11 protein-coding genes are annotated in these 11,838 nt (G+C 55.2%); 2 read left to right on the forward strand and 9 right to left on the reverse strand.

Features of this window, described 5'->3' with window-relative positions; translation table 11 throughout:
• Positions 1-6 precede the first annotated feature (6 nt).
• The 6 genes from carB to pyrR all read right to left on the reverse strand — a co-directional run bounded on the left by carB (position 7) and on the right by pyrR (position 8,675).
• Positions 7-3,255 carry a carbamoyl-phosphate synthase large subunit gene (gene carB / locus ULO1_RS13940; protein WP_079933775.1) on the reverse strand — a complete coding sequence of 1,083 codons (3,249 nt, stop codon included), beginning with the start codon at positions 3,253-3,255 and terminating at the stop codon, positions 7-9.
• A 1-nt stretch (position 3,256) separates the two neighbouring features.
• Positions 3,257-4,336, reverse strand: coding sequence for a glutamine-hydrolyzing carbamoyl-phosphate synthase small subunit (gene carA / locus ULO1_RS13945; protein ID WP_079933776.1), 1,080 nt, complete (start codon positions 4,334-4,336; stop codon positions 3,257-3,259).
• 24 nt (positions 4,337-4,360) lie between these two features.
• Positions 4,361-5,647: a dihydroorotase gene (locus ULO1_RS13950; RefSeq protein ID WP_079933777.1), complete on the reverse strand. Its 1,287-nt coding sequence runs from the start codon at positions 5,645-5,647 to the stop codon at positions 4,361-4,363.
• Complete coding sequence (locus ULO1_RS13955) at positions 5,634-6,569, reverse strand: aspartate carbamoyltransferase catalytic subunit (protein ID WP_078664863.1); 936 nt, start codon at positions 6,567-6,569, stop codon at positions 5,634-5,636. Before ULO1_RS13955 ends, ULO1_RS13950 begins: the two co-directional genes overlap by 14 nt.
• Before the next feature lie 125 nt (positions 6,570-6,694).
• Positions 6,695-7,996, reverse strand: coding sequence for a uracil-xanthine permease family protein (locus ULO1_RS13960; RefSeq protein WP_078664864.1), 1,302 nt, complete (start codon positions 7,994-7,996; stop codon positions 6,695-6,697).
• Between the two features lie 130 nt (positions 7,997-8,126).
• The gene (pyrR, locus tag ULO1_RS13965) at positions 8,127-8,675 is read right to left on the reverse strand and encodes a bifunctional pyr operon transcriptional regulator/uracil phosphoribosyltransferase PyrR (protein ID WP_107753288.1); all 549 of its coding nucleotides are present in this window, start codon (positions 8,673-8,675) and stop codon (positions 8,127-8,129) included.
• Between the two features lie 248 nt (positions 8,676-8,923).
• On the opposite strand from pyrR, the gene ULO1_RS13970 reads away from it, so the two are divergent.
• Positions 8,924-9,463, forward strand: a complete 540-nt coding sequence (locus ULO1_RS13970; RefSeq protein ID WP_143311946.1) for a DUF362 domain-containing protein — start codon at positions 8,924-8,926, stop codon at positions 9,461-9,463.
• Here ULO1_RS13970 and ULO1_RS14860 read toward each other — a convergent pair.
• Positions 9,426-9,563, reverse strand: a complete 138-nt coding sequence (locus ULO1_RS14860) for a hypothetical protein (protein WP_159446558.1) — start codon at positions 9,561-9,563, stop codon at positions 9,426-9,428. The genes ULO1_RS13970 and ULO1_RS14860 overlap by 38 nt on opposite strands.
• Between ULO1_RS14860 and ULO1_RS13975 the strand changes: the two genes are divergently transcribed.
• Complete coding sequence (locus ULO1_RS13975; protein ID WP_079906594.1) at positions 9,556-10,461, forward strand: radical SAM protein; 906 nt, start codon at positions 9,556-9,558, stop codon at positions 10,459-10,461. The two genes, ULO1_RS14860 and ULO1_RS13975, sit on opposite strands and share 8 nt — an antisense overlap.
• A 406-nt stretch (positions 10,462-10,867) precedes the next feature.
• On the opposite strand, the gene ULO1_RS13980 is transcribed toward ULO1_RS13975, so the two are convergent.
• Positions 10,868-11,371: a hypothetical protein gene (locus tag ULO1_RS13980; RefSeq protein WP_079933778.1), complete on the reverse strand. Its 504-nt coding sequence runs from the start codon at positions 11,369-11,371 to the stop codon at positions 10,868-10,870.
• On the reverse strand, positions 11,368-11,838 hold a 471-nt coding region (locus tag ULO1_RS13985; RefSeq protein ID WP_200806976.1), incomplete at its 5' end, for an L-serine ammonia-lyase, iron-sulfur-dependent, subunit alpha. The genes ULO1_RS13985 and ULO1_RS13980, both read right to left, overlap by 4 nt.

The raw sequence follows: 11,838 nt of genomic DNA on the forward strand, positions 1-11,838 counted from the left end.
CTTTCCTTAATACCACTGTCTTTCTCCTCGGCCCAGGCGCGGGTAATCCTGCAGGGCGACCAGTTGCCATTTCTGGCCCCGGGTAAGGTCAGCCAGCACTTTTAGCATCTCCCGGGCCGTATCCAGAGAAGTGGCACAGGGGACGCCATATTCGGCTGCTGCCCGGCGAATCTGGAAGCCATCCCGCTGGGGCACCTTGCCTCTGGTCATGGTATTGATTACCAGCTGGATTTTATCCTCCCGCAGGTAGTCCAGAATATGGGGGCTGCCTTCCCGGATTTTGTTGACCTTTTCTACCGGCAATCCAGCTTGTTGTAAGTATCGCCAGGTACCACCCGTAGCCAGCAATTTATACCCCAGATCCAGGAATGAGCGGGCCAGCTCCAGGGCTTCTTCCTTGTCCTTATCGGCAATTGTGAGCAGGACCGTGCCTTCCCGGGGAAGCTGCCAGCCTGCTGCCCGCAGGGCTTTGTAAAAGGCCATGGTATATTCATGGTCAACCCCCAGCACTTCCCCGGTGGACTTCATTTCCGGTCCCAGGGATGTTTCCACCTGGGTCAGTTTACCAAAGGAGAAAACCGGGGCCTTGACGGCATGAAAATCCCTGGCCGGTACCAGTCCGGTCCGGTAGCCCAGGTCGGCCAGTTTTTCTCCCAGGGCTACCCGGGTAGCCAGTTCCACCATTGGTACATCCGTTACCTTGCTCAGATAGGGCACCGTCCGGCTGGAACGGGGGTTAACCTCAATTACATACACTGTCTCTCCATCCAGGACAAACTGAATGTTTAATAAACCTTTCACTTCCAGATGGCGAGCCAGGCGGATGGTATAATCCTCAATGCGCCGAATGACTTCCGGTCCCAGATGCAGGGCAGGATAAACGGCAATGGAGTCACCGCTGTGTACCCCTGCCCGCTCGATATGTTCCATAATGCCGGGGATTACCACCGTTTCCCCGTCACTGATGGCATCCACCTCTACTTCCTTGCCCACCACATATTTATCCACCAGCACCGGGTGTTCCGGGTTGACTTCCACTGCCCATTCCATATAGGTCAGCAGCTCTTCCTGGTTGTAGACTATTTCCATTGCCCTGCCCCCCAGGACATAACTGGGACGCACCAGTACCGGATAACCGATTTCCTCAGCGGCCCTGACGGCAGCATCAACGGAGAAGACTGTGCGGCCCGGGGGCCGGGGAATGTCCAGGTCTTCCAGAACCTGATCGAACTTCTTCCGGTCTTCGGCCCGGTCAATGTTTTCCACCGTCGTTCCCAGGATTTTCACCCCTGCCCGGGCCAGGGGAGCGGCCAGGTTAATGGCCGTCTGCCCGCCAAACTGCACCAGCACGCCCAGGGGCTTTTCCTTTTCCAGCACATTGAGGACATCCTCTACCGTCAGGGGTTCAAAGTAGAGGGCGTCTCCAGTATCAAAATCGGTGGAAACCGTTTCCGGGTTGTTATTGATAATCACCGCCTCATAACCGGCTTTCCGCAAAGCCCAGACGGCATGTACGGAACAATAGTCAAACTCAATCCCCTGGCCGATACGGATAGGGCCAGAGCCAAGCACCGCCACTTTCGGCCGCGGGCTGCTCTCTACTTCATCTTCCTGGTCATAAGTGGAGTAATAATAGGGAGTTTCCGCCTCAAATTCCGCCGCACAGGTGTCCACCATTTTATAAACAGGGGCTACTTCCAGCAGTTTGCGCAAATCCCGCATCTTCTCCGGCTTTAGTCCCAGTAAGCGGGCCAGCCGGAAATCGCTGAACCCCCAGGCTTTAGCCTGTTGCAAGAGCCGGGCCAGACTGTCATCCAGAGGCTTGCCCCGCCAGGCGCTGATAGCAAATTCGAAATTGACAATATTGCGGATTTTGCGCAGGAACCAGCGGTCTATCCGGCTGCGCTGATGGAGCTCATCCACTTCCATCCCGCGGCGGATGAGCTCGGCTATAGCAAATAGCCGCTCATCATCGGGATTTTCTACTTTATGCCAGAGAGTGGCATCTGCTGCTGCCGCCAGCCGGGGGTGATAGAGGCCATCCAGCCCGATTTCGAGAGAGCGCACCGCTTTTTGCAGGGCCCCTTCAAAAGTACGGTCTATGGCCATCACCTCGCCGGTAGCCTTCATCTGAGTGCCCAGATGGCGGTCTGCTGTGGTGAATTTATCAAAAGGCCAGCGGGGAATCTTGATCACACAATAATCCAGGGCGGGTTCAAAGGCGGCTTTGGTTTTACCCGTTACCGCATTAGGAATTTCCGCCAGAGTCAATCCTACCGCAATTTTGGCTGCCACCTTGGCGATGGGATAGCCGGTAGCCTTGGAGGCCAGAGCGGAAGAACGGCTAACCCGGGGATTTACCTCAATCACCACATAGCGGAAACTATGGGGGTCCAGAGCAAACTGGACATTACAGCCTCCCTCAATACCCAGGGCCCGGATGATTTTCAAGGACGCAGACCGCAGCATCTGGTATTCCTTGTCACTGAGGGTCTGAGAGGGAGCCACCACTATGCTGTCCCCGGTGTGGATACCCACAGGGTCGATATTCTCCATATTACAGATGGTGATACAGTTATCGGCACTATCCCGCATCACCTCATATTCTATTTCTTTCCAGCCTGCCACACTCTGTTCCACCAGCACCTGGCCGATAGGACTCAGCTTCAGGCCCCGGCGGACAATTTCCTCCAGCTGTTCCCAGTTATGCGCAATCCCGCCACCGGTGCCGCCCAAAGTGTAAGCAGGCCGGATGATGAGGGGAAAACCAATCTTTTCGGCAAAGGCCCGGGCCTCTTCCCATTGCTCCACAATTTCACTGGCCGGAACCGGTTCCCCCAGCTCAGCCATCAAACTGCGGAATAATTCCCGGTCTTCCGCTTTTTCAATGGCCGCCAGGGGCGTTCCCAGCAATTCCACGCCCAGTTCCTCCAGCACCCCGGACTGGGCCAGACTGCGGGCCAGATTCAGCCCCACCTGTCCTCCCAGGGTAGGAAGCAGTCCCTGGGGCCGTTCCTTGCGCAATACTGCCTCCACAAACTCTGGAGTCAATGGCTCCAGATAGACCCGGTCGGCCATATTGCTATCTGTCATAATGGTGGCCGGGTTGGAGTTAATCAAGACCACCTCATAGCCTTCTTCCTTCAAGGCCCGGCAGGCCTGGGTGCCGGCATAGTCAAACTCCGCCGCCTGGCCGATGATGATGGGGCCGGAGCCAATCACCATGATTTTCTTGATATCTTTCCGTTTCGGCATCTTATCCCCTCCCCACCAGAGTCAAGAACTGTTCAAAAAGATAGAGGTTATCCCGCGGTCCGGGCGAAGCCTCCGGGTGATATTGCATACTGAAGGCCGGATATTGCAGGTGCCTGATCCCTTCCACTGTATCATCATTGAGGTTTTTCATGGTCACCCGCAGAGGTAAGCCAGCCAGGGAATCCTCTGCTACGGCATAGCCATGATTCTGGGACGTGATGTAAACCCGACCTGTTTCCAGATCCTGTACCGGGTGGTTAGCACCCCGATGGCCAAATTTCAGCTTGTAGGTTCTGGCCCCGCAGGCCAGGGCCAGAATCTGATGGCCCAGACAGATGCCGAAGAGGGGGACTTTCCCCAGCAGTTCCTGTACGGTTTTGATCACATAAGGTACCCGTTCCGGATCGCCGGGACCATTGGAAATCAGCACCCCGTCCGGCTGATAGGCCAGGATGGTTTCCGCACCGGTACGAGCCGGCACTACTGTAATGCGGCAATCCCCCACTTCCCGCAAGGAGCGGATGATATTGCCTTTGGCTCCACAGTCAATAACCACGATATGCGGTCCTGCGCCTCCTTCCACCTGATAAGGCGCGGCACAGGTAACTGTAGGTACCGGCTCCTCCATGGAAAGGGTAGGAGCCTGTCGCACTGTCTGCAACCATTCTTCCAGTGGCGCCTTGCTGGTGGTAATCAAGCCCCGCATAGTGCCTTTCTGCCTTAGCATCCGGGTCAGGGCCCGGGTATCGATACCTTGCAGGGCTACAATCCCCCGTTCGGCCAGAAAGCGGTGCAAACTGGACTGGCTGCGCCAGTTACTGGGTTCATCACAGAGGTCGTGGACCACAAAGCCCCGGACAAAGGACTGTTTATGCTCAAAATCCTCGGCATTGATGCCATAATTACCCTGCAGGGGATAGGTCATAACTACAATTTCACCACAATAGGAGGCATCAGTCAAAATCTCCTGGTAACCGGTCATAGAAGTGTTGAACACCACTTCCCCGGTTTTCTCCCCCGGTGCGCCAAAAGCTTTGCCCTGAAATACCGCGCCATTTTCCAGTATCAAAAAGCCGTCCATGCTCCAGCTCCTTCCCTTGCTGAATTAGACCAAAAGTTTGCGCTCCTGCATGACCAGTTTGCCTCCGACAATAGTGGTAACCGGCCAGCCAGTCAGAGTCCAGCCCAGAAAAGGGGTATTCTTGCCTTTGCTGACCAGGCTTTCGTCAGTTACCGTCTCTACCCGTCGCGGGTCAAAGAGCACCAGGTCAGCCGCAGCTCCTTCCACCAGCCGCCCTCCCTCAATGCCCAGCAGGCGGGCCGGATTGACCGCCATTTTTTCTACCAGCTGGGCCGGGGTCAGGATGCCCTTTCCAACCAGCTCCTGCCAGCAGAGGGCCAGCGCCGTTTCCAGCCCCACCAGGCCAAAGGGAGCCAGATCATATTCCTGTTCCTTTTCTTCCCTGGTGTGGGGGGCGTGGTCAGTAGCGATAATATCTATAATCCCCTCGGCCAAAGCTTGTTTTAAAGCAGTCAGATCCTCTTCCCCCCTGAGGGGCGGATTGACTTTGGTACTGGTATCATAACCAGCTACCGCCGCTGCTGTTAAAGTCAGATGATGGGGAGTTACTTCCGCTGTTACCGGTATACCCCGGGCTTTGGCCCAGCGCAACAGCTCCACACTGCCAGCAGTGGAGAGATGGCAGAGATGGACAGGACACCCGGTCTCCCGGGCCAGCATTATCTCTCTGGCCACCATGATTTCCTCCGCCGCTGCCGGAATCCCCTTGAGCCCCAGGCGGGTAGACCAGTAACCTTCATGCATCACCCCACCCCGGGCCAGGGTCGGTTCCTCACAGTGGGAAAGAACGGGCCTGCCTACCATTTTAGCATACTCCAAAGCCCGCCGCATCACCGCCGCAGAAGGCACCGGCCGTCCATCATCGGAAAAGGCTACTGCTCCAGCAGCCGCCAGGTCGGCCATTTCTGTGATCTCCTCTCCGGCCTGCTCTTTGGTGATACAGGCAACGGGATAAACCCGTACCACCCCTTCCCGTTCCGCTTTGGCCCGCAGCCCTTCCACCAGAATGGCCCGGTCCACCGGGGGGCTGGTATTGGGCATGGTGACTACAGCGGTAAAGCCACCGCGCGCCGCTGCCCGGGTTCCGCTGGCTATGGTCTCTTTGGCCTCCTGTCCCGGTTCCCGGAGATGGACATGGACATCAATCAAGCCGGGAAAGGCCAGCAATCCCCCGGCAGCCAGTACCGGCACCCCTTCCAGGTGAAGTTCCGGGCCAATGGCAGCTATTTTCCCCTCCTTAATCAGGATATCCCCTTTGCCGCTATAACTACCCGCCGGGTTAACTATTTCCGCTCCTTTAATGAGCAGCATCTGAATGCACCCCCTTGAGCAAATACAGAACCGCCATGCGGACAGCCACCCCATTGGTTACCTGTTCCTCAATGGCCGCCCAGGGCCCTTCCGCCACCTCCGGACTGATTTCCACGCCCCGGTTCATCGGACCAGGATGCAAAACCAGCACATCCGGTCGTGCCAGGGCCAGTCGCTCCCGGTTGATACCATAGAGACAGGCATATTCCCTGAGGCTGGGGAACAAGCCGGCCTGTTGCCTTTCCCGCTGGATGCGCAGGACATTGATGACATCCGTCCCGGGCAGAGCATCTTCCAGGCTATGATAGACTTCTACCCCCAGTTTTTCGATCTCCCGGGGCAACAGAGTGGCCGGCCCTACCACCCGCACTCTGGCTCCCATTTTGGTCAAGCCCCAGATATTGCTGCGGGCCACCCGGCTGTGCAGGATATCCCCCACAATGGTCACTGTCAGTCCGGCGATAGTTCCTTTCCGCTGCTTGATTGTGAACATATCCAGCAGGGCCTGGGTGGGATGTTCATGGGTACCATCTCCCCCATTAATAACCGAACACTTCACCCAGCTAGCCAGCTGAGCCGCCGAGCCAGCGGCACTGTGCCGCAAAACCACAATATCCGTACCCAGAGCCTCGATGGTCCGCACCGTGTCCTTGAGGGATTCCCCCTTGGTCACACTGCTGGTACTGGTAGCAATATTGACAGTATCCGCACTCAAATACTTGGCCGCCAGTTCAAAGGAAGTACGGGTGCGGGTACTTGGTTCATAAAACAGAGTCAGTACCACCGTCCCCCGCAGGGTTGGCACCTTTTTGATCGGGCGTAGAACGATATCCTTCATGGCGTCAGCGGTATCAAGGATCAGGTCGATTTCTTCCCTGCTCAGGTCCTCCAGACCCAGCAGGTCCTTGCGTTGCCAGGCCATAGTCCATCCTCCTTTCCGGTTATACAAAAAACGCCCTCCCCCGGCAGGCCGGAGAAGGGCAGCAGCAAGCGCGCCTGTTTTGCCCTCCTTGCCAGCCTCACGGGACTGCCTTAAAGGAGTATTTCCTAATGCAGGCGTTTTGTTTCCTCTACAGTATCAGGTTCTAAGGTCAGAACCGCATCATCTTCTACTTTATCCTGGGGCAGAATCAGGTTGAGGATAATCCCCGCCAGGGTAGCATAGCTGACCCCATGGTCCTTCAGCCCTACCCCGAGGATGAGGATGATGGAGACAATAATCAGGTTGCGGGTACTGGACAGGTCGGTTTTAGCTTCAATCATGGTGCGGATACCAGCAGCAGCGATCATCCCGAAAAGCAGGATGACAATTCCACCCATCACCGGCACCGGAATGGTGCTGATCAGCACCCGTACCGGGTTGAAAAAGCTCAACAGGATGGCAATACCGGCTGCACACCAGATAACAAAGGAGCTGAACACCCGGGTAATGGCCAGTACCCCGATATTTTCCCCGTAAGTAGTGCTGGGCGGGCCACCGAACAGTGAGGCAATGGAGGTAGCCAGACCGTTCCCCAGCAAGACCCGGTCAAAACCAGGGTCCTTGATCAGATCCCGTTCTGTCACATTGCCAATTACCAGCACATGGCCCAGGTCCTCGATAATGGTAACCAGGGCTATAGGTGCAATGGCCCAGATTGCCGCCATCTTGAAACCGGGCAGAACAAACTGGGGCAGATGAAAATAACCCAGCAATGTATCAGGATTGAGCGACTGGACAAAGGGAGCAAAGTCCACCAGTTTCATGTTCTCACCGATAGTGGTGGGTTCCACCATGTTCCAAACGATAGCGAAGATATAGCCAGAGATAATGCCGAGCAGAATAGGGATTACTTTCATAAAACCGCGGCCGAAGATGCTGAAAATGATAGCCATGACACAGGTAAAGATGGCTGTCGGCCAGTGCAAGGAGGCCATGTTGTTGACAGCTACACCTGCCAGGCTTAAACCGATAATCATTACTACCGGACCCACCACCACACTGGGTACCAGCCGGTGAATGAATTCCGTACCGAAGGCACGGATCAAAAAGAACATCAGAACATAAACCAGACCGGCCACAAAAGCCCCACCCATAGCGCCAGGTAAGTCTTTCGCCCCTGTTACCCAGGCTGCCAGAGGAGCAATAAAGGCAAAGGAACTGCCAAGATAGGCAGGAACTTTGCCGCCGGTAAAGAGGTGAAAGATGATAGTCCCTACCCCGGAAGTAAAGAGGGCTACTGCTGGATCCAGACCGGTCAGGAAAGGCACCAGCACCGTCGCCCCGAACATGGCGAAAACATGCTGCAGGGCCAGGACCAGGGCCTGTCCTATTGGCGGTCTTTCGTGGACATCAAAGCGTTTCTTCATGTATGAGTCCTCCTCTTCTGATATGTAAAATAAAAGCCTTCCGGCCTGAAAGGGCAGGAAGGCAGACTAACCCGACATTAACGGTTAGTATATCCACCCTTGCCGGCCTCACAGGACCAGTTTTAAAGGGCTACTCCACTATTTCCTGTAAAACTACTTTATCTTCCCCGTCAATTTCCTGCAGATATACGGAAATGACCTCTTTGCGGGAGGTGGGAACATTCTTGCCGACGAAATCAGCCCGGATGGGAAGCTCCCGATGTCCCCGGTCCACCAGCACTGCCAGCTGAATAAAGCGGGGCCGGCCCAGATCAATGATGGCATCCAGCGCAGCCCGGGCCGTTCGACCGGTAAATAGGACATCATCCACCAGGATAATTTTTTTTCCTTCTACCTGAAAGGGTACCTGGGTTTTATGTACCACCGGCTGCTGGGCCAGGGTGGTCAGGTCGTCCCGGTAAAGGGTGATATCCAGCAATCCAACCGGCAAAGCTACTCCCTCGAATTCAGCAATTTTGGCTGCTAACCGTTCGGCCAGCGGCACACCCCGCCTGCGAATGCCAATCAGGGCCAGGTTTTCCACCCCTTTGTTTCTTTCCACTATTTCATGGGCAATGCGGGTAAGAGCGCGGCGGATGCTTTCCGGATCCATGAGCTGGGTCTTTTCCCTGAGTTCCACGAGGATTCCCTCCTCTCCAGCAAAAATGCCTGCTTGCCCAGTTCAGCAAGCAGGCACAGTTTACCCAGTACCAGAAAAGCTTATGTACTGTTAAACAGCTCCTTGCTAGCCTCCCGGGCTAACTTAAAGGATTTACTGTTAATAGTTTACCAGAACATTGTTTGTTTGGCAAGAACAACTTTGGGGTAAATGTACATTTTCCCCGGTCAATCTGTCCACCTTATACTTTGATGAAGGAGGTCGAGAACATGAATCAGCGTCGTCGTCGCGTTCATCAGCCTTTTATCGCCATTACCCGCCATCCTTACGAAGGAGATGCTCTGATCCAGGCTCTGGAACTGTTGCCCCACACCCAGCTCTTCCGCCCTGGGGATACAGTGGTAGTAGTACCTAATCTGGTTAAAAACCAGCCTCCAGCCAGTGGCACCATCACCGCCGGCACTCTACAGCGCTTGCTCCTGTATCTGCAGGATTTTCAACCTGCCCGCCTGGTAGTGGCGGCCGGTTCGGGCGGTGACCCTACTCCTCTGGTTTTGCAACAACAGGGATTTCTCAATGTCATTCAGGAAACTGGTGGGGAATTTGTTGATTTAAACTATGGGCCCTATCTAGAATTAAAATTGAACCATCCCCTTTTACCCGTTCTGCAGGTTAACCGCCTGATGGCAGAGGCAGATGTCATCATCAGCCTGGCCCAAATCAAGGTTCACCAGGAGGCCACCGTCACCCTCGGCTTCAAGAACATCGCCCTCAGCTGGCCTCCGGCCGAATTGCACGGCCCAGGTTGAAGCTGAGCGCCTTTTCAGCCAGGCCGCCTATGGTTATGAAATCGCCCTTGATGCGGCAGGCATCAAACCGCCCCATGTGAGGTGAGATCATTATGGACATAGCGCCCTCCTACCGGCAACTGCACGCCAGCGGTCAGCTGGCAGAGCGGGCCGAAAAGGCCTGGGCTGCCCTGGCCAGCTGCCATCTCTGTCCCCGCCACTGCGGGGTCAATCGACTGGAAGGCCAGAAAGGCTACTGCCGTTCCGGCGCCCGGGCCCTGGTCGCCTCCTATTCCCCCCATTTTGGCGAGGAAGAGGTACTGGTCGGCCAGGGCGGCTCCGGCACCATTTTTTTCAGTAACTGCAATTTGCGTTGTATTTTCTGCCAGAATTGTGACATCAGTCAAGCGGATGCGGGTGAAGAAGTCTCAAGTTCTGAGCTGGCGGAAATCATGCTTTATCTCCAAAAACAGGGTTGTGTCAATATCAATTTCGTTTCCCCGTCCCATTTCGTCGCTCCCATCCTGGAAGCAGTGGAGCTGGCCGCGGCCCGGGGCCTGACTATCCCGCTGGTTTACAACAGCGGCGGTTATGATGAGGTCAGCGCCCTCAGGCTGCTGGCAGGGGTAGTGGACATCTACCTGCCTGACCTGAAATTTGTCTCCCCCGCTGTCTCCCGGCGCCTGGCCGATGCCAAGGATTATTTCGCCGTTGCCCGTAAGGCCATCAAGGAGATGCACCGGCAGGTTGGCGACCTGGAGGTGGATGGGCAGGGCCTAGCCCGCCGGGGTCTCATCGTTCGCCACCTGGTACTGCCCGAGGATCTGGCCGGTACCAGGGCAGTGGTGGAATTCCTGGCTCAGGAAATCTCCCCCCATACTGCCATCAATATCATGGGACAATATTATCCTGCTTTTCAGGCCAGGCAGGAACCGGCCCTGCGCCGACGCATCACCGGCACCGAACTGGCCCAGGCCCGCCAGTGGGCACTGGATTTGGGGTTATGTTTAATTGATTAAAAAAGAAAAAAGGCTGTGCAAACAGCCTTTTGCGGGAAAACACTTCCCTTGACAACATGTTTCCAAAGCGCATAACTATAATAACATAGTTCAAGAAAAATTTCAAGGTAGAAGAGGAAGGAAATGGCTGAAGTTGATTCAAACATAAAATAGTTTTAATTGAATTTGATATAAATCCCTGCAGGAGTTATGTTTATTGTCAAGGGAATTCCTGTTTTCAATATCGATAGCAACATGCTAGTCAATAACAGTATCAGAAGTATTTTCCCTTTAATATTTGTTTCTTTGCGCTTTGGAAACATCCTTTCACCCCCTCCCCAGGGAGATGATGCCATTTCCTTCCTCAAAAAAATTATAGCATACTCCAAATAAACACTCAAACATTTGTTTGTTATTATTTTATGACTTATTTTATCTCAACTAACTCCTCCACCGCCTGTCTGCCTGCCACCCCGTTGGCCGCTACCCAGTAGTTGTACTTACCCTGTACCCAGTAATAATGTTCCTGACCCATACCCTCTACCCGAATCACCTGCTGGCCTTTGATTTTCAGCTCCTGCCGGCCGGTAAAGACCTGACTGGCCGGCATCTTTTCATCCATTTGCTGGAACAGTTTCAGCGCCTCTTCCTCGTTATTGGATACTGATAACCACAGCATAATCTCACTGTCCCCGCTCTGGTAGATGGCAATATAGCCCTCGGCCAGTTGCAGAGGTTTACCGTGCATCATGGCAATCTGCTGGATGGCCGGCGGCCCCGATACCAGTTTTACCCGGGGCAGCCACGCCAGTTGCGGTGGCACCAGCTCCGCCTGTTGTGACTCAGCGCTCTGGCCCGGCAGCCGCCAGATGATGGCTATGGCAGCCAGCAGGGCTAAAGCGATGGATAAAATTTTCCAGTGCTTTTTCATTCTTCTCCCCCTTTTCTTAGCTCCCGGGCCAGCCGGCAGCCGGTAGGAGTGGCCGCCAGACCGCCTAAAGCTGTTTCCTTGAGGCTAGCCGGCAGGGCCTGTCCTACCTGGTACATAGCCGAAATCACTTCATCGACCGGGATAACGCTCTTAACCCCAGCCAGAGCCAGATCGATGGCCACCAGGGCGTTGGCTGCACCGGCAGCATTGCGTTTGATACAGGGCACCTCCACCAGCCCGGCCACCGGATCGCAGACCAGTCCTAGAATATTTTTCAGGGCGATGGCACAGGCATGAGCAGCCTGGGCCGGTGTACCCCCGGCCATTTCCACCACTGCCGCTGCCGCCATGGCTGAAGCACTGCCGCATTCAGCCTGGCACCCTCCCGCAGCTCCCGAAACTCCCGCAACTTTGGCAATTACCATGCCGATGCCGGAAGCGGTAAAAAGAGCCGCCACCTGTTCCTC

Origin of the sequence: Carboxydocella sp. ULO1, assembly GCF_002049255.1 — a bacterium.
Lineage (GTDB): Bacteria > Bacillota.

Excerpts from the sequence above, each read along its gene's own strand:
- carB (WP_079933775.1), bottom strand. The coding sequence starts at position 3,255 with ATGCCGAAACGGAAAGATATCAAGAAAATCATGGTGATTGGCTCCGGC.
- carA (WP_079933776.1), bottom strand. The coding sequence starts at position 4,336 with ATGGACGGCTTTTTGATACTGGAAAATGGCGCGGTATTTCAGGGCAAA.
- ULO1_RS13950 (WP_079933777.1), bottom strand. The coding sequence starts at position 5,647 with ATGCTGCTCATTAAAGGAGCGGAAATAGTTAACCCGGCGGGTAGTTAT.
- ULO1_RS13955 (WP_078664863.1), bottom strand. The coding sequence starts at position 6,569 with ATGGCCTGGCAACGCAAGGACCTGCTGGGTCTGGAGGACCTGAGCAGG.
- ULO1_RS13960 (WP_078664864.1), bottom strand. The coding sequence starts at position 7,996 with ATGAAGAAACGCTTTGATGTCCACGAAAGACCGCCAATAGGACAGGCC.
- ULO1_RS13970 (WP_143311946.1), top strand. The coding sequence starts at position 8,924 with ATGAATCAGCGTCGTCGTCGCGTTCATCAGCCTTTTATCGCCATTACC.
- ULO1_RS13975 (WP_079906594.1), top strand. The coding sequence starts at position 9,556 with ATGGACATAGCGCCCTCCTACCGGCAACTGCACGCCAGCGGTCAGCTG.
- ULO1_RS14860 (WP_159446558.1), bottom strand. The coding sequence starts at position 9,563 with ATGTCCATAATGATCTCACCTCACATGGGGCGGTTTGATGCCTGCCGC.
- ULO1_RS13980 (WP_079933778.1), bottom strand. The coding sequence starts at position 11,371 with ATGAAAAAGCACTGGAAAATTTTATCCATCGCTTTAGCCCTGCTGGCT.